A 16,061-nucleotide genomic window follows, 5' to 3' on the forward strand; every position below is an offset into this window, starting at 1 on the left:
AACTCAGACTTTTTCTTATAGCATATCTTTACGATCGACTTGTTCATAGTTAGTTTGACCGTCATTTAGCTTGTCCCAAATAACGACTGCTCCTTGATCAAGAGATTTTTTGACATCAATAATACGTTGATTAGATGATCCTCGAAACTGGAGCATAAGATTCTTTTTAGTGATGTCAAAGCGGCCGTCAACGAGAATATCAACGAGTTGAAGAAGTTCTAGTTTATCAGGGGGTTCAAGCATCAACTCCTCCCAAGTATATCCAGTCCAAGACCAGATATCTTTTTCCGGGAGTTCCTTACGAATGCGTTTGACTAAGGGAATGAGAATTCCTGTGTTTAGGAAGGGTTCACCACCAAGTAGCGTGAGACCTTGTACGTAAGGTTGAGCTAGATCCCTCATGATTTGTTCTTCAAGTTCTTTAGTATAGGGAATTCCTGCCTTAAAGGACCAAGTGGCAGCGTTATAGCATCCCTCGCAATGAAACATGCAACCAGAGACGTAAAGGGAGTTACGTACGCCTTCACCATCAACGAAATTAAAAGCTTTGTAGTCAATAATGCGTCCTAGGCTAAGCTCTTCAGACTTCCATTCCTGTGGTTTTGGTGTATTCCATGTCATGATTCTACTCCAAATCTATCCAATAGCGCTCAGTTTCATGGCGAATGTCCTCCAACTGACCACCGTTGGCCAATATAACAGCTTGGCTAGCAGGATTCTTGATACTACAAGTGACCAGAACACGATGAATATTCTTTTCTTTAGCTATTTGTAAGCCTTGACGGAGAGATTCTTTCGCACAACCCTTTCCTCGTTCGGATGGACGGATGGAGTAGCCGATATGGCCCCCTTTTTCTAGTAAGTAGTCATTTAATCGGAGACGAAGGTTGAGAAAGCCAAGAGCCTGGCCTGCTTCGTCAAAACTAACCAGCTGGATAGCAGGAACCCAGTTTTCAGGAATATTGAGTCCCGCTTCCGCTTGAAGATTTTCTTCTAGCCACTCTTCATAAACAAAATTGTTGGCGTTCCAAAATCCACCATCATGAGCAGCTTGCTCCCTTTCAAATTCAGCCATCATCTCTAAGATAGCTTCTTTATCTGTTTGACTTGGACGGCGTAAAATCATATTACTTCTTCTTTCCAGCTTTTTTCAAAAGGGCTTGGACACGTGCTTTTTTATCATTTTTGACGGTTGCATTTTTTTCGTGGTAACGTTCCACTTGTTGCATACCTTTATAATCTAATTGATATTTTCCCATAATATTCCTTTCTAAAAATGAAATAAGCAAAGCAGTTGGAAGGTATCATCCAGCTGCTTCTAGTTTATTATAATGTATTCTAGGTCTTATTAAAGGTGTTTACCTTCATATTTTATGGTTGAACCGTTCATGTGTTTGACTCGAGCTGAGATTTCTTTGTGGCGTCCTTTAACCATTGGGCGTGCCTGTGGATTTCCTAGATAACCGCAAGTACGTTTGACAACATCAACTGTTTTAGGATCTGTGTTGCCACAGTTAGGACACATGAATCCACGTTCTGTTGGGGTGAAGTCCCCTTCAAAGTCACACTTGTAGCATTTATCTATTGGAGTATTTGTTCCAAGATAACCGACACGGTCATAAGCAAAGTCCCAGACAGCTTCGAGTGCTTTAGGGTTTTGCTGGAGGACTGGATATTCACAATAATGGATGAATCCACCAGTTGCGCCAGCTTCTGGGTAAGCTTTTTCGAATTCTAATTTTTCAAATGGTGTTGGATTTTTACGAACATCGTAGTGGAAAGAGTTGGTGTAATACTCTTTATCTGTGATATCAGTCACGACACCGAACTTTTCAGTATCCAAACGACAGAAGCGATCAGTCAAACTTTCTGATGGTGTTGAATAAACAGAGAAATGATAATCATATTCGTCAGACCAACCTTCACAAGCATTTTTCATAGCTTTTACGATATTTAAAGTAAATGCCTTGGCTTCTAGATTTGTCTCCCAGTCACTACCATAAAAAACAGATGCTACTTCATAAAGCCCAATATAACCAAGTGATACGGTTGCACGACGATGTTTGAAGAGTTGATCTACATTGTCGAATTTACCTAGACGTTGGCCAAAGGCCCCATACTGATAAAGTATAGGCGCATTAGCAGGTGTAGCTTCTTTGACACGTTCAACTCGATAGACGAGTGCATCTTTGGCAATTCCCATTCTTTCTTCAAAAATTTCCCAAAATTTATCTTGGTCTCCCTTAGATTCTAGGGCAATTCGAGGAAGATTAAGGGTTACAACCCCCAGATTCATTCGTCCAGAATTAACTTCAACACCATTTTCATCCTTCCACCCCTGTAGGAAGGAACGACATCCCATAGGAGCCTTGAAGGAACCCGTCAATTCAATGACTTTGTCATATGATAGGACATCCGGGTACATACGCTTTGTTGCACATTCAAGAGCTAGTTGCTTAATATCGTAGTTAGGTGAGCTAGGCTCTAAGTTAAGTCCACGTTTTAAGGTAAAAATCAGTTTAGGGAAAATAGCTGTACGGTGTTCGGAGCCAAGTCCTAAAATACGAACTTGTAGGATAGCCTTTTGGATTTCACGCTCAAACCAGCTTGTTCCCAAACCGAAACCTAGAGAGGTAAAGGGAGTCTGTCCATTTGAAGTGAAAAGCGTATTAATCTCATATTCAAGAGATTGCATAGCATCGTAGATATCTTTACGCGTTTTGGCGCGTGCATAATCTTCACGTTTTTCTTCAGCTACCCACTCTTTAGCATCAGCTAAGTGTTTTTTGTAGTTAAGTTCTGCGTAAGGAGCTAAAAACTCATCGATTCGGTCTGCAGTACATCCACCATATTGACTAGAGGCAACATTTGCGATGATTTGTGAAATTTGTGCTGTTGCAGTTTGAATGGATTTAGGACTCTCAACTTCAGCGTTACCAATTTTAAAACCATTTGCCAACATGCCTTTGAAGTCAATCAAACAACAGTTGGTCATAGGTGTGTAGGGGCTGTAGTCTAAATCGTGGAAATGGATATCTCCTTTTTGATGAGCATTTGCCACGTGTGGAGGAAGCATCTTAAGTCCTACAGACTTTCCGACAATTCCTGCGGTTAGATCACGTTGTGTATTGTAAAGGTCGCTATCTTTATTAGCATTTTCATGAACAACAGCTTGATCTTTATTAACAAGTTTACTGATGGTGAAATTGATGTCAGTAGCCTGAGAACGCTCAAAATCACGTTTGGTACGATAGTTAATATATTCTTGAGCGATAGCATATTCGTTAGCTTCGAGTAACTCATGCTCTACAATGCTTTGGATTTCATATATTTTGATATTTTGAGTGAAGCGGTCATTAATTTCAGCAACAATACGGTTGGCAATTCCCTCCAATTTTGCTTCAATTAAGGGTGTGATAGGTGTAATAGCTTCACTCGCTTTGAGAATAGCTTCATATATTTTACTTGAATCAAAGACAACCATACGACCATCACGTTTGATGACTTTGATATCAGGGTTGATTGTAACCATTTCTTTTTCTAATGTAATCATCTAAAAATCACCTCGTTACTAATTATAGCACTAGGCAAAAAAAAATCAATATATTGTGGTATATTTTTATCTCAACCACTATATATTGATTTTTTGACCTATTTTAGGACGTAAACAGTGTATCGTTCAACGCCTTTTACAGGGGCTTTTTTATAGTTTTTTGAAAGTGTAGATTTAACATCAGAAGGTAGTTGTGTATCCTGTTGGACAACGATATATTGTGCTGAATCTTGGATAATAGTATCTGAGAGAGCTTTCTGATGACTAGATTTAGCTGTGTTAAGTTCTGGAAGAACAAATTGTGAGGCTGCTTTACGACCGCTTTCCAAATAAATTTTTGCTGAGGAATCATAAACGTAGATAGTTTCATCTTTTTTGGTATTTTTAGCGAGGTAATTTGCAACAGTACTACGTTCAGTATTATTCCCTAAATTAAATAGGAACATAATGATTGGCATCGCAAAAGCGAATGCAAAGACTGCAATAGGTAAGAAGTAATTACGACTAAGGAAGATACCAAAAACTTTAAGTGTGTGAATTTGGTTACCATTACGACGTCGGTGAGAAGTTCGCTCTGCTCTCTTTTTAATAGCATCATCTAAAGAAAGTGCTGTTAAGACTAGACCATAAGGTACGATATTGAGCATACTGTAAAGTCCAAAGCTTTGAGAGAACAAGCTGTAAACCACTGTAAAGATAAAACTAAGGAGCAGTACCCACTTGATGCTCTTATCTTTAGCCTCGCCAAGAAGGTGGTTGCTTGTAGTAAGTGCACCAATAAGTAACCCAGAGCCTAAAACAGCAAAGCTTTGATAGGCTAATGTAAGTAGAAAGTCATTTTTTTCTACAGCGAGTTGTGTAAAGTTGTAAACCAAAACTTGGTTAATGTAGTCCGATGTAATTTGTAAATTAAGGATAAAGTAAAGACATAGATACAATACTAGAATATTACCAAAAACAATACAAAGAACTTGATAAAAACCACGAGCAAAGTGTTTGTTGACAAGGTTGTAAACGAATATTGTCACAAGTGACAATATCCAGAAAATAAGAGTTCGAGCTTCAAAGAGGGCCCCGGCAGTTCCAGCAAAGCCGTAAAGAATAAAGGCTTCGTCACGACTATGACCCGCAAAGTAACGAGTTAAGAAGAAGATTGCACCTAGGACAAAAGGCATAGCAAATTGGATAGGGTAAAGCCCACCAAAACCAAGTGTTCCATTAGTGACATAGAAAATAATACTAATTAGAGTGGCAATTTCCTTCTTACTTGTCATGTGCATGACAGTCTTGTAAAGGTAACTACCAGAAAGATAGTAGGCGAGGAATTGTATAGGAATTAGCCAAAGCGTTGATCCTAAACGGAAAGCCAGAGAAACCAGGAGGTAATAAAAGAATCCACCTGTCGCAAAAAAGTCAGAGTAAGGTAAGCTACCATTGGCAAACATTTTTGCAATATAAAGGTTTTGAGACTGTATATTATTGGCAAAGTCTGTAAAGCAGGGAACTGATATACTAAAAATACTTAAGATCAAACTGAAAATCAGGATATGACCTTTATGCTTCCATGGAAGTGAGATCTTAGTTTTTTTCTCTATTTGAGAAGAATCTGATTCTTCGTTATGTCCTTGAATTGTCACTTCAATCTTTTCGGATTGACTATCTTGTGTATGAGATCGATGGTGGCTTCGATGATAACCTTGGTAGCCACTTGAATCTACAGTATTGTCTTCGTTGTATGGACTCACAATTAAACTCCTTTGTTGACATTTGGAAAGTTATAAATAGAAGGGTCTTGCCTCCTAATTGTCTTATTTAAAGTATATCAGATAATACCATTTAGTCAATTTTCCTCTAATTTCTTACATTTAATAAAAAATATCTAAAAAAGAGACTGAGATACAATATCCCAATCTCTTTTTAACAAGCCATTTCTTTGCCTATGGCATTGAATATTTTTAGTTTTCGTCGATAAAGCTATTGAAAACTTCTTCGATCATATCCCATTCAGCATCTGAATCTTCAGGGATTGGTTGAAGGTCGCCTTCAGTACCGTCTTCATTTTCAGTGAATGAGTATGCTTGTATTTCGATTTCTCCATTAGCATCTTCTTCAGCACCAGCTGGTACTAAAAGAACATAGTTTTTACCAAATTCTTCGCGTCCATCAATAGTCAACAAGATTTCAAAAAGTGTTTCATTTCCTTGTTCGTCTACTAAAGTGATGACTTCATGATCATGGTTGTGGTCGTGATTGTGTGACATATTGTTCTCCTTTTTGAAGAGAGCGCTGAATAGTGAGGAAAATCTAGTATATTTGCTTGTCAGTTTACTAGATTGTCACTTGACTATTAGGTCTCTATTACACTTTCTTAAAACATTCGATCGAGGTAGTTTTGTAGAATAAGTTGGGCAGCTAATTTATCAATAACTTTTTTACGTTTTCCACGGCTGACATCTGCTTGTTCAACTAACATACGCTCGGCTTGAACAGTTGTCAAGCGCTCGTCTTGGTAATCTACAGGAATTCCAAAGATTTCCTTGATTTTGTCACCATAGGCTTTGCTTGCCTCAACACGTGGTCCTTCAGTGTTATTCATGTTTTTAGGAAGACCAACAACAAATTTTTCTACCTTATATTCTTTAACGAGCTCGCCTAGTCGGTCGAAACCAAACTCTTCAGCCTCCTCGTCAATTTTGATAATTTCAACGCCTTGGGCTGTAAAACCGAGGGGGTCACTAATCGCAACTCCTACTGTTTTTGAGCCAACATCAAGTCCCATTACTCGCATTAGAGGTCAATTCCATTTCCTTTAAGATAATAGCGAACGAGTTCTTCAACGATTTCATCACGTTCGTATTTACGAATCTGGTTACGGGCGTCATTATAACGCGGAACATAAGCAGGGTCACCGCTCAGAACATAACCGACGATTTGGTTGATAGGATTATAACCTTTCTCAGCCAACGAACGGTAGACATTTGTCAAAGTATTACTGATTTCATCTTTGCTACCGTCGTCTAGGTTGAAACGAACAGTTTCATCTGTAAATCCCATACTGACACCTTCTTTCTATAAGAATTATCTGTTAGTTCTTTATTATAACATAAGTATACCCAAAAGGGAAAGATGATAAATAAAAAAAAGAGACGACTGAAGTCATCTCTCTTAATATCCAATAAGATTAAACGCGTTCAACTTTACCAGATTTAAGCGCACGAGCTGAAGCCCAAACTTTTTTAGGTTTACCATCAACAAGGATAGTAACTTTTTGAAGGTTAGGTTTAACGGCACGTTTAGTTTTGTTCATAGCGTGTGAACGGTTGTTTCCAGAAACAGTTTTACGTCCTGTAAAGTAACATACTTTAGCCATTTCGTGTTTTCCTCCTAGGTAGAATTTATTACGGATGTGCTAGCACCACATACCAAAACATTCTATCATAAGAATTTAGGTTTGACAAGAACTATTTATAATTTCTTTTTGTAACAAAATAGTATATGCTTATTATAATAAGAAAAAAACAGTTTAAAAAGGAGAGAAGATGCCAGATAATCTTGCTCTACGCATGCGTCCACGTACAATTTCAGAGGTGATTGGTCAGAAGCATCTGGTTGGTGAAGGTAAAATTATTCGCCGTATGGTAGAAGCTAATATGCTATCGTCAATGATTCTCTGCGGGCCACCAGGAATCGGGAAGACCTCAATAGCTAGTGCTATTGCAGGAACAACAAAATTTGCTTTTAGAACCTTTAATGCTACAGTTGATAGCAAGAAACGCCTGCAGGAAATTGCGGAAGAGGCTAAATTTTCAGGTGGCTTAGTTCTGCTCCTAGATGAGATTCATCGTTTAGATAAAGCTAAACAAGACTTTTTATTACCACTCTTAGAGAATGGTAATATTATCATGATTGGGGCTACAACGGAGAATCCGTTTTTTTCTGTAACACCAGCCATCCGTAGTCGTGTACAAATATTTGAGTTGGAACCACTCTCTAACGAGGATATTAAGGAAGCTATCCTAGGTGTTTTAGAGGCCAAGGAGCGTGGTTTTGACTTTGATGTCCAGTTAGATGATGATGCTCTAGATTTTATTGCTACGGCTACTAATGGTGATTTACGTTCGGCTTATAATTCGTTGGATCTAGCTGTCATGTCGACGCCAGCTTCAGAAGATGGGTTTCGCCATATTACTTTAGATACAGTGGAAAATAGTTTACAACGTAGCTATATCACCATGGATAAAGACGGTGATGGACACTATGATGTGCTCTCTGCTTTGCAAAAATCTATTCGAGGCTCTGATGTTAATGCCAGTCTTCATTATGCAGCGCGTTTGGTTGAAGCAGGAGATCTCCCTAGTCTAGCGCGGCGCTTGACTGTGATTGCATACGAGGATATTGGTTTAGCTAATCCTGATGCGCAAGTTCACACGGTTACAGCTTTGGAAGCTGCACAGAAAGTAGGTTTTCCAGAGGCGCGTATTTTGATAGCCAATGTAGTTGTTGACTTAGCTTTATCTCCTAAGTCGAATTCGGCTTATATGGCTATGGATGCTGCCTTGGCAGACCTTAGAAAATCAGGAAATTTACCGATTCCTCGTCATTTGAGAGATGGGCACTATGCTGGAAGTAAGGAACTGGGCAATGCACAAGATTACAAGTATCCCCATGCTTATCCTGAAAAGTGGGTCAAGCAACAATACCTTCCGGATAAATTAAGAGGTGTGAATTATTTCCACCCCAATGAAACCGGGAAATATGAAAGAGCTCTTGGAGCTAATAAAGAACGGATTGATAAGTTATCTAGGTAATACGAGAGGAATCAACGAAAACGATTGCAAAAAAATTGATTTTTCCTCTTGCAATAATTTTCAAAAGTGGTATTATAAAAACATAGAAATTGCTGTGGTATACGAATCCACATATAAGTGTTGACCGACTAATTTTTGTATTATCGGGAGACAGAGGTCTATTAACAGTGTGCAGGCTGGCTCACCCAGAAGCAACTGAAGTTAGTAGCGAGTCGCCCACCTGCTTTTTTACGTCGCGGGTTCAATACAAACCGTGGATCATCGGTACCAATACAGCATCCAGCCTCCTTAGCTCAGTTGGTAGAGCAGTGGACTCTTAATCCATGGGTCACAGGTTCGAGCCCTGTAGGGGGCATCTAATTTCAACAGTAAAAGCCTTGGTTTACAAGGCTTTTTTGCTTGTTTAAATGAAGTTTGTCCCACCATTTGTCCCACATTTTTTAAGGTGTTTCTTTCCAGATATATTTTATGTTATTAAATTCCTCATAAATTTTTTCTTCTAAGGTATGACCATATACTTCTACTAACATTGAAATATCTTTATGACCTAATATCTTCGCAATTACACCTAAATCAAATCCTTTATGCCAAAGATAGCTACCATATGTATGGCGTGCACCTTTAGTCGTGATTATCGGATAGATATCCAGTTTATTCAAGATTACGTTTAAAGCTTTGTTTACACTAGCAATATCAGGAACTGAATGGATATATCCAAAATGCTGAAAAATCATTTTGGAATGATTTCTTATTCCAAGCTCTTTATTAGCTTTTTCCTGTTGTGTATGTAGAACTTGTAAGATTTTTATACATTCCTCGTCTATTGGGACTATCCGAATAGATGTTTTATTTTTGGGTGGAACAAACTTATGAGAAAGTGTATTAAACCTTCTATATGTTTTTAAAAATCCTTTCTCAAAGTCTACTTCGTCCCACGTTAGGGCAATTAATTCTCCAAATCTCATACCTGTCTTTAGAAGAAAATAGATAATATAAGGAACGATTGACCTTTGGTAATCAAATTTTTCTTTGACTGCACTTATGAGATCAAGATAATCTTTTTCTGCATGTAAATACTTGTCCAAGACTGATTGCTGTTTTTTGGATGAAAACAACTCAACATGTTGAGTGAAATCATCTACTAAGATTTTGTCTGCGACAGCCATTTGTATGCTTTGGTGGATACTGGTATTTAATCTTCCTAGGAAGTTTCGACTAACCGTCTTTCCATAGCTATTCATAATCCTTTGATACTCGCTAGCACGAATTTGTGTGACCTTTTTGTCTCCAAATAATTTAATAATAGTCTTTTTTCGAAGAAGGTATTTTTTCTTTGTTTCTTCTGATCTGTTACTGGGTAATATTTTTAGCTCAACCCATTCTTGGTAAAGTTCTGCAAGAGAAATATCTTTCGAAATTCGTTTTCCACAACGGAGTTCCTGAAGGATTGGCTCAGCCTCAGTTTCAGCTAACTTTTTGGTCTTAAAACCACTGTTATAAGCTATAGTCTTTCCTGCATGGCGGATTTCGTAAGCCCATAACCCCTTATTGCCACGCTTTCGATAACGAATATTTGCCATATTATGCTACCTCTGTTCCTAGAATTTCGTTTACAATACTCTTGGGAACAACCATCAGACGCTTACGATTATAAAATGTATATCCTCGGGATACAAGTAATTCCCTAGCTTGATGAATAATGTCATTTGCTGTGTGAGGGCGATAGCCCATTTCAATTAATTCTTTATTACTAATCAAATTGTTATGCATTCTCATCCTCCTATTGATCTTCTAAAAACAGAAACTCACCTACCAACAGTTTCAACTCTGCATTTAATTTAGGAATGTTCTGTATTAACACTTCTTTTAGTTCTTCGGCAAATTGGTTAGTTTCTTTTCTCAACAGTTTACGGGTCCTAGCTTTTTTCTTTTTGATACTGTCTAATTTTAAATTTGGGAAAGCCAACGTTAATAGTTCAGGGTTGTTGAGAAAGATAATTGTAAAAGCTCTTTGGTTCATTTGAATATGATCTAACTGGTAAAATCCGAAATTATTAAGTCGATTCATAATATCTTGGACCATCACCTCACCAATCGCTTTCGTTCTGAGTTGAAACTCTAATCTCCACCAAAACGGTTTATCGTCTAAATCTAGCTTTTCTTGGCGCCTGTGAGCAATGATTTCTTTATTCTTATCATATAACCTAACCTGTACATTACTACCGCTAGAACCCCAGTATTTCGTCTCTAATTCGCCCCCTCGACCATAGAATATTTTATGTGTTACACCCCCTTTAATATGTTGTAAATTGACAATTTCAGGTCTGTTGAAGATATCAAAAGCCAAATCAAAACGAGATAAACGTACCGTCAATGAATTCAATCTAGCGAAGTACATTAATTGTCTCCATATTTTCATTCCATTAAATTCCTTTAAGGTATTAGGATTGAAGTCAAGCCGAATCAGTTGTTCATTCCCATAAACAGCTAACTGAAAGAACACAATGGTGATTGACCCATTTTTATCAAAGTCTTTGACTAAAGAGAAGTTGTCATCTCGGATATTATCGTGGATATCAAACGAATCAATTTTTGAAGCCATTACTCGTTTCAGATTTTTGAAAATCCGCCTTAGAGATCCAGATTCCGTATCCCAGATAACCGTTAATCTATCAATACTGACATCTACCCCTTGTACCAATTCTTTTAAATTAGATTTTTCTTGAATGGTTCTCAAATCTTGTATAGAAACCATCAATATTGTCCCCCTTTCTTTTAGAGTTTTTAGACCTCAGAAATACCGTTAAATCAACGTTTACCGGTCCCGTCGCTCTTTGGACGTTGTCCTAAGTGTCCCTTTTTGCTGGCTGTTAGAATAGCCAGCTGTTGATTCGCTAGAAATTTTCAGGACGGCAGTCTTCGGAACTTCGCCTGACTTGGCGTCAGGCTCGTTCCTAGACTTTGTCCAAACAATTTCTAGCCTCAAGCTTTCTAATAGATAGTACTTTGAGTTCTCTTTTGAACGTGTTCCTTATGTACTATTCTAAAAATAGATTTTTATTTATAACTTATTTATAAGTTATAAATATATTTTATAAAATTTATAACATATAGTCAATATTAAACTTGATTTATAAGTTTATAGCTGATAAAATAAGTTTAAAATACGACGAGGAGTTTTATATGACTTTTATAATCCAAAACTTTGGACCTAATTTAGCTCGACTACGTACAGAAAAGGGAATAAGTCAAACACAGTTAGCCGATGATCTAAGTATTGGTAAGCAATCTATTTCTGACTATGAAAAACAAAAAAGCTATCCTACCTTTGCAAATTTAGATAAGATAGCAGAATATTTTAATGCAACTCCGACGCAACTTTTTGGAACTAGTAAGGAAATTGAATTAGAAAAGAGTGTTCTTGAGTCAGAGGAGTACACGAATAAAATAGGTGAAATTTTAAAAGGTGTAAAAGATATTGAACGCTTCTTACATTCCAATGAGCCCCTAATAGAAGATTTACTCTATCTAACACGAGGGAAACAACTTTATATGGAAGATGGTTCAGAGCTGTATATTGATCCCTCTTCTCCTACAGGAACATTACATAACCAATATGAGCCGGGGTTTGTTCCAGCTAGAGAAAAATCTCCGTTAGAACTTTTAATTGAGAATAAAGATTTATTAGATTAACGAAAAAATTTAAGTGGTACTTTATTTATAAATAGACAGAAAATATCTAGATAATTTTTTCTCTAGTATGCAAACTAAAGGTATTAGTTCTAGGTTGACTTGTTTTCTGTCGTAAATGTTTTTTTAATCCTAAATTGTCAAATTAAGTTAGACTTTTCAAGTAACTCAGAAAAACTTGGTATGGTGTTTGATAATTCAAAGACTTCCTAGGAATTCTATTTCTTTTATCAGCTATAGCTGATAAATAATTTTGAGAAATATTCGTAAAATCCATTTGTTTCGGTAGCGTGCAGGAATCATCTTTTTCTCTTTGAATAAAAGCCATTTCTACAAAAATAGAAAAGTTTGACAAAAATTTGGAGGTGTGTGATGAAAACTTTTGTACGAGCATTTATAATGACTGTTACTTACTTTTTACCCCTTTTTCTCCTCTCAACAGTTGTATCGGGTGAGACAGTTACGAGTTACTTGCTTGCAGGGGTACTGACGGTGCTAGCCTATCTAGGACTGGTCTGGCTTTATCTGACATTTTGGGATAAAAAACCATGGTCAGTCATGAAATTACGGGTAGACCATCAGGCTATCAAAGGCTTTGTCCTAGCAGCTTCTTGGACTGTTATAATTGTCGTAGCTAGTTGTGTAGGCGCTATTTTTCTAGGCGATGTGGACAAGTCAGCAGCTAGCTGGTCAGTTGCTAACCTTGTGAAAGCTTTTGTATCGGCCTTTTTGATTCAAGGCTTTCCTGAAGAATTAGTCTTTCGGGGCTATATTTTTCAGACCCTTCATCTCAAGCCCGCCCATAAGATGCTGGCGTCAGCTGCTTTATTTGCGGCAATCCATCTAGTACATCTTACATCAGGATGGGGATTTGGGCTCTTAACGACGGCTATGGCATTTTCCTTCGGTCTATTTGCAGCGATTCTACGTGATCGCTATCAGACGACTTGGGCAGCAGTGGCTGTGCATGGAGGAATTCACATGACTCGTAAAATGTTTGAATTGGCTGGCTATGGGTTTGGGAATTCTCATTTTATGCTAGCGGGAGCAGGCTTCTTGTTGTGCTCCATCTATTTACTCTGGCGGTGGTATCGTCCAGTGGCGGATGTCTAGTCGTTTAAAGGTTTTTCTGAGTTACTTGAAAAGTCTAACTTAATTTGACAATTTAGGTATGTTAAAATTAACATATGACTAAAAGGAAAAAATTTGATAGAAAACTAGCTATAATAGGTGACATTTTAAGAAGTAAGAGATTAGAATTATCTTTGGAAAAGAGATCACGAGAATTTTTTTAGAGGATAGAATTTCTAAGGGGCTTCTAGAAGAATCATCTATATCTATTGAAACTCTTAAAAATATTGAAAATGGAAAAACAATGCCTACACTCTCCACTCTGAAAGTTTTATCAGTTGCTCTAGAAGTAGATTTCCATGAACTTATTGACAAAATTTATGAATATATTTAATTCTATTCTTGTCCCATGTTTGTCCCACTTTGAAATAATTATACTCAAGGTAACCATAATTGTTTTTTTATATCCTCTATATTTCAACATTTTTGCTTATTTTTTCTATTTACATTGTCTCAAAATGCATGTAGGGGGCATCTTAATATCGAAAAGAGACTTGCTTATAAGTCTCTTTTTTATTTTTCTAAGAAAGAACTCACTTTAAACAGATATTTACGTGCTTATTTGTCTAAACGAGAGTTGTTCCCAATGATAATTTCTTCTAAATATATGCTTTGTGTTATAATAATAGTCAAAAAACAGAAATGAAAAAGGAGACATGAGTTGAAAATTGCAATCATTGGCTATAGTGGTTCTGGAAAGTCGACTTTGGCAAATTTTTTAGGTCAACACTACAATTGTGAGGTTCTTCATTTAGATAAAATTCATTTCACATCAAATTGGCAAGAGCGAACAGTTGATGAAATGACTGACGATATATCAACATTTATGCTACAAAGTGATTGGATAATTGAAGGGAATTACTCGGCCTGTCTTTATGGGGAACGTATGAGGGAAGCTGACTGTATTGTCTATTTCAACTTTAACAGAGTTAATTGTCTCTATCGGGCGTTTAGGCGTTATTTAACATATAGGGGAAAGACACGTCCTAGCATGGCAGAAGGTTGTAATGAAAAATTTGATTTTGCATTTGTGAAATGGATTTTATTAGACGGACGTTCTAAAAAATATGTAGAGCAATATAATGCAGTTGTTAAAAATTATTCTGACAAGACAATTATTTTAAAGAATCAAAGGCAGTTAAATGATTATATGAAGCAGGTTAAATAGCTGATAGTTATACATAAGAAGCAAGGTTAAAAAGATATAGTAAATAACTAGTTGCAATCTTAGCTATAACTGTCAGAATATTTTGTAAGAAGCGCTTTCAACGTTGAACAAATAGACTTTTTTCTGCTATAATAAACTGTAACGCAAAACTTGTGGGTGAAATTCCCACCGTGAAGTTTTTCAAGAAAGGTGGGGACAGCCTCGTAAAGGTGGAGCTGTCCGTTATCAAAATAATATGACATCAGTAGTTGTTGTGGGTACCCAGTGGGGTGATGAAGGTAAAGGGAAAATTACAGATTTCCTAAGTCAAGATGCCGAAGTGATCGCACGTTATCAAGGTGGAGACAATGCAGGTCACACGATTGTTATCGATGGTAAGAAATTTAAATTGCACTTGATTCCATCAGGTATTTTCTTCCCAGAGAAAATCTCTGTTATCGGGAACGGTGTAGTGGTCAATCCTAAATCACTTGTCAAAGAGTTGGAATATCTTCATGCAGAAGGTGTGTCAACAGAGAGCCTTCGTATTTCTGACCGCGCACACGTTATTTTGCCGTACCATATTAAACTTGATCAACTGCAAGAAGCCGCCAAAGGTGACAATAAGATTGGTACAACTAACAAAGGTATTGGTCCTGCCTATATGGATAAGGCTGCGCGTGTAGGTATCCGTATTGCAGACCTTTTGGATAAAGAAATCTTTGCTGATCGTTTGAAAACGAACTTAGCTGAGAAAAACCGTCTTTTCAGTAAGATGTATGAAGCTGAAGAATTATCATTCGATGAGATTTTTGAAGAATACTACGCTTACGGACAACAAATTAAGCAATATGTCACAGATACATCCGTTATCTTGAATGACGCTCTTGATGCAGGTAAACGTGTCCTCTTTGAAGGAGCTCAAGGGGTTATGCTTGATATTGACCAAGGTACTTACCCATTTGTAACGTCATCAAACCCAGTTGCGGGTGGTGTTACAATCGGTTCAGGTGTTGGTCCATCTAAAATCAATAAGGTCGTTGGTGTATGTAAGGCCTATACGAGTCGTGTTGGTGATGGTCCTTTCCCAACTGAGTTATTTGATGAAGTGGGTGAACGTATCCGTGAAGTTGGTCATGAATATGGAACAACAACTGGACGTCCACGTCGTGTAGGATGGTTTGACTCAGTGGTGATGCGCCATAGTCGTCGTGTATCAGGTATCACAAACCTCAGCTTGAACTGTATCGATGTTCTCTCAGGTCTTGACACTGTAAAAATTTGTGTAGCTTATGACCTTGATGGTGAGCGTATTGATTACTACCCAGCTAGTCTTGAGCAACTGAAACGTTGTAAACCAATCTATGAAGAATTGCCAGGTTGGGAAGAAGACATCACAGGTTGCCGTAGTTTAGATGAGCTTCCTGAAAATGCTCGTAATTATGTTCGTCGTGTTGGTGAATTGGTAGGTGTACGTATCTCTACTTTCTCTGTAGGACCAGGACGTGAACAAACAAACATCCTTGAAAGTGTTTGGTCAAATATCTAAAGCTAACAAAAGGAGAATCTAGGAAACTAGGTTCTCTTTTCTCACGCCTTAAACATATAGATTAATATGAATATTGCAACTGTTAAAAAAGGTTGCTAATTTTTCGATATGATTAGGAAAGAAACCTTTCTATTTGATTAGTTTTTCGGTATAATATGGATTGATTAAATGAAAATTAATGAG

18 protein-coding genes, 1 tRNA gene, 1 other RNA gene and 1 pseudogene are annotated in these 16,061 nt (G+C 37.4%); 8 read left to right on the forward strand and 13 right to left on the reverse strand.

The features are described 5' to 3' along the window. Window positions 1-15: 15 nt before the first annotated feature. From nrdG to rpmB, 9 genes are all read right to left on the reverse strand, one after another. The gene (gene nrdG / locus LG375_RS07435; protein ID WP_225745571.1) at window positions 16-621 is read right to left on the reverse strand and encodes an anaerobic ribonucleoside-triphosphate reductase activating protein; all 606 of its coding nucleotides are present in this window, start codon (window positions 619-621) and stop codon (window positions 16-18) included. Window positions 622-625: 4 nt separating this feature from the next. Continuing rightward, window positions 626-1,126 (reverse strand): GNAT family N-acetyltransferase, encoded by a 501-nt coding sequence (locus LG375_RS07440; protein WP_225745572.1) that lies wholly within the window; start codon window positions 1,124-1,126, stop codon window positions 626-628. Between the two features lies 1 nt (window position 1,127). After that, entirely contained in the window at window positions 1,128-1,259 is a 132-nt protein-coding gene (locus LG375_RS10530; RefSeq protein ID WP_002885877.1) for a hypothetical protein, read from the reverse strand. An 89-nt stretch (window positions 1,260-1,348) separates the two neighbouring features. Next, window positions 1,349-3,553 carry an anaerobic ribonucleoside-triphosphate reductase gene (nrdD, locus tag LG375_RS07445; RefSeq protein ID WP_156247063.1) on the reverse strand — a complete coding sequence of 735 codons (2,205 nt, stop codon included), beginning with the start codon at window positions 3,551-3,553 and terminating at the stop codon, window positions 1,349-1,351. 98 nt (window positions 3,554-3,651) lie between these two features. Beyond that, window positions 3,652-5,298, reverse strand: coding sequence for a hypothetical protein (locus tag LG375_RS07450; protein WP_002892107.1), 1,647 nt, complete (start codon window positions 5,296-5,298; stop codon window positions 3,652-3,654). 210 nt (window positions 5,299-5,508) lie between these two features. Continuing rightward, window positions 5,509-5,814 carry a DUF1292 domain-containing protein gene (locus tag LG375_RS07455; protein ID WP_002887079.1) on the reverse strand — a complete coding sequence of 102 codons (306 nt, stop codon included), beginning with the start codon at window positions 5,812-5,814 and terminating at the stop codon, window positions 5,509-5,511. A gap of 107 nt (window positions 5,815-5,921) precedes the next feature. After that, a complete protein-coding gene (ruvX, locus tag LG375_RS07460; protein WP_002887078.1) occupies window positions 5,922-6,341 on the reverse strand; it encodes a Holliday junction resolvase RuvX in 420 nt (139 codons plus the stop codon). Then, a complete protein-coding gene (locus LG375_RS07465) occupies window positions 6,341-6,607 on the reverse strand; it encodes an IreB family regulatory phosphoprotein (RefSeq protein WP_002885737.1) in 267 nt (88 codons plus the stop codon). The genes ruvX and LG375_RS07465 overlap by 1 nt, the downstream gene beginning before the upstream one ends. Window positions 6,608-6,734: 127 nt before the next feature. After that, the gene (rpmB, locus tag LG375_RS07470; RefSeq protein WP_002885786.1) at window positions 6,735-6,923 is read right to left on the reverse strand and encodes a 50S ribosomal protein L28; all 189 of its coding nucleotides are present in this window, start codon (window positions 6,921-6,923) and stop codon (window positions 6,735-6,737) included. Window positions 6,924-7,092: 169 nt separating this feature from the next. Between rpmB and LG375_RS07475 the strand changes: the two genes are divergently transcribed. The 3 genes from LG375_RS07475 (at window position 7,093) to LG375_RS07485 (ending at window position 8,716) form a co-directional block, all read left to right on the forward strand. Continuing rightward, on the forward strand, window positions 7,093-8,361 hold the full coding sequence (locus tag LG375_RS07475; protein ID WP_225745573.1) for a replication-associated recombination protein A: 1,269 nt from the start codon (window positions 7,093-7,095) through the stop codon (window positions 8,359-8,361). A gap of 86 nt (window positions 8,362-8,447) precedes the next feature. Further along, window positions 8,448-8,643: non-coding RNA, 6S RNA (ssrS, locus tag LG375_RS07480), on the forward strand. Continuing rightward, window positions 8,644-8,716 (forward strand) — tRNA-Lys (locus LG375_RS07485). An 85-nt stretch (window positions 8,717-8,801) separates the two neighbouring features. On the opposite strand, the gene LG375_RS07490 is transcribed toward LG375_RS07485, so the two are convergent. Genes LG375_RS07490 through LG375_RS07500 form a run of 3 tightly spaced genes read right to left on the reverse strand, consistent with a single transcriptional unit; the run spans window position 8,802 to window position 11,119 of the window. Next, on the reverse strand, window positions 8,802-9,941 hold the full coding sequence (locus tag LG375_RS07490) for a site-specific integrase (RefSeq protein WP_225745574.1): 1,140 nt from the start codon (window positions 9,939-9,941) through the stop codon (window positions 8,802-8,804). 1 nt (window position 9,942) lies between these two features. After that, entirely contained in the window at window positions 9,943-10,131 is a 189-nt protein-coding gene (locus tag LG375_RS07495) for a DUF3173 domain-containing protein (RefSeq protein WP_057491696.1), read from the reverse strand. Between the two features lie 10 nt (window positions 10,132-10,141). After that, a complete protein-coding gene (locus LG375_RS07500; protein WP_073689286.1) occupies window positions 10,142-11,119 on the reverse strand; it encodes a replication initiation protein in 978 nt (325 codons plus the stop codon). Window positions 11,120-11,544: 425 nt separating this feature from the next. Between LG375_RS07500 and LG375_RS07505 the strand changes: the two genes are divergently transcribed. Beyond that, window positions 11,545-12,054, forward strand: a complete 510-nt coding sequence (locus LG375_RS07505) for a helix-turn-helix domain-containing protein (protein ID WP_096833091.1) — start codon at window positions 11,545-11,547, stop codon at window positions 12,052-12,054. 142 nt (window positions 12,055-12,196) lie between these two features. Here LG375_RS07505 and LG375_RS07510 read toward each other — a convergent pair. After that, a pseudogene (locus tag LG375_RS07510) lies at window positions 12,197-12,340 on the reverse strand (IS30 family transposase); the annotation flags it as partial. Between the two features lie 83 nt (window positions 12,341-12,423). Here LG375_RS07510 and LG375_RS07515 point away from each other — a divergent pair. The 4 genes from LG375_RS07515 (at window position 12,424) to LG375_RS07530 (ending at window position 15,878) form a co-directional block, all read left to right on the forward strand. Next, entirely contained in the window at window positions 12,424-13,164 is a 741-nt protein-coding gene (locus tag LG375_RS07515) for a CPBP family intramembrane glutamic endopeptidase (RefSeq protein WP_107372412.1), read from the forward strand. Between the two features lie 220 nt (window positions 13,165-13,384). Continuing rightward, a complete protein-coding gene (locus LG375_RS10585; RefSeq protein ID WP_413252019.1) occupies window positions 13,385-13,516 on the forward strand; it encodes a helix-turn-helix domain-containing protein in 132 nt (43 codons plus the stop codon). Between the two features lie 327 nt (window positions 13,517-13,843). Then, window positions 13,844-14,350 carry a DNA topology modulation protein gene (locus LG375_RS07525; protein WP_225745575.1) on the forward strand — a complete coding sequence of 169 codons (507 nt, stop codon included), beginning with the start codon at window positions 13,844-13,846 and terminating at the stop codon, window positions 14,348-14,350. A 235-nt stretch (window positions 14,351-14,585) separates the two neighbouring features. Continuing rightward, complete coding sequence (locus tag LG375_RS07530; protein ID WP_002887072.1) at window positions 14,586-15,878, forward strand: adenylosuccinate synthase; 1,293 nt, start codon at window positions 14,586-14,588, stop codon at window positions 15,876-15,878. Window positions 15,879-16,061 lie beyond the last annotated feature (183 nt).

The organism is Streptococcus sp. Marseille-Q3604 (assembly GCF_916619785.1).
Lineage (GTDB): Bacteria > Bacillota > Bacilli > Lactobacillales > Streptococcaceae > Streptococcus.

Bases quoted from the DNA above. Each gene is read 5' to 3' on its own strand.
- nrdG (WP_225745571.1), bottom strand. From the start codon at position 621: ATGACATGGAATACACCAAAACCACAGGAATGGAAGTCTGAAGAGCTT.
- LG375_RS07440 (WP_225745572.1), bottom strand. From the start codon at position 1,126: ATGATTTTACGCCGTCCAAGTCAAACAGATAAAGAAGCTATCTTAGAG.
- LG375_RS10530 (WP_002885877.1), bottom strand. From the start codon at position 1,259: ATGGGAAAATATCAATTAGATTATAAAGGTATGCAACAAGTGGAACGT.
- nrdD (WP_156247063.1), bottom strand. From the start codon at position 3,553: ATGATTACATTAGAAAAAGAAATGGTTACAATCAACCCTGATATCAAA.
- LG375_RS07455 (WP_002887079.1), bottom strand. From the start codon at position 5,814: ATGTCACACAATCACGACCACAACCATGATCATGAAGTCATCACTTTA.
- ruvX (WP_002887078.1), bottom strand. From the start codon at position 6,341: ATGCGAGTAATGGGACTTGATGTTGGCTCAAAAACAGTAGGAGTTGCG.
- LG375_RS07465 (WP_002885737.1), bottom strand. From the start codon at position 6,607: ATGGGATTTACAGATGAAACTGTTCGTTTCAACCTAGACGACGGTAGC.
- rpmB (WP_002885786.1), bottom strand. From the start codon at position 6,923: ATGGCTAAAGTATGTTACTTTACAGGACGTAAAACTGTTTCTGGAAAC.
- LG375_RS07475 (WP_225745573.1), top strand. From the start codon at position 7,093: ATGCCAGATAATCTTGCTCTACGCATGCGTCCACGTACAATTTCAGAG.
- LG375_RS07490 (WP_225745574.1), bottom strand. From the start codon at position 9,941: ATGGCAAATATTCGTTATCGAAAGCGTGGCAATAAGGGGTTATGGGCT.
- LG375_RS07495 (WP_057491696.1), bottom strand. From the start codon at position 10,131: ATGCATAACAATTTGATTAGTAATAAAGAATTAATTGAAATGGGCTAT.
- LG375_RS07505 (WP_096833091.1), top strand. From the start codon at position 11,545: ATGACTTTTATAATCCAAAACTTTGGACCTAATTTAGCTCGACTACGT.
- LG375_RS07515 (WP_107372412.1), top strand. From the start codon at position 12,424: ATGAAAACTTTTGTACGAGCATTTATAATGACTGTTACTTACTTTTTA.
- LG375_RS07530 (WP_002887072.1), top strand. From the start codon at position 14,586: ATGACATCAGTAGTTGTTGTGGGTACCCAGTGGGGTGATGAAGGTAAA.